Source organism: Pseudomonas sp. AC463, assembly GCF_979253585.1.
Genome location: NZ_CEEDDZ010000958.1, coordinates 1 through 250, shown reverse-complemented (window position 1 = coordinate 250; position 250 = coordinate 1). Strand labels below are relative to the sequence as shown.

At 72.4% G+C, this 250-nt stretch carries 1 protein-coding gene; it reads right to left on the bottom strand.

Features of this window, described 5'->3' with window-relative positions; genetic code table 11:
- Positions 1-250: nitrilase-related carbon-nitrogen hydrolase (locus AC0IYH_RS33075; protein ID WP_471838618.1), on the bottom strand; the 250-nt coding region annotated here is incomplete at both ends.

Sequence of the window (250 nt, the reverse complement as noted above, 5' to 3'; positions counted from 1 at the left end):
CCACCTCGCCCCACGGATCGATCACCAGCGAATGGCCATAGGTGGTGCGGCCGTCCGCATGCTCGCCGGTCTGCGCGGCGGCGATCACCCACGCCCCCGCCTCGATCGCGCGCGCGCCCAACAGGGTGTGCCAATGCGCCGCCCCGGTCGGTTGCGTGAACGCCGCCGGCACCGCCAGCACGGGCGCGCCGGCATCGCTCAGCGCCCGGTACAAGTCGGGAGAACGCAGGTCGTAACAGATCGACAGGCC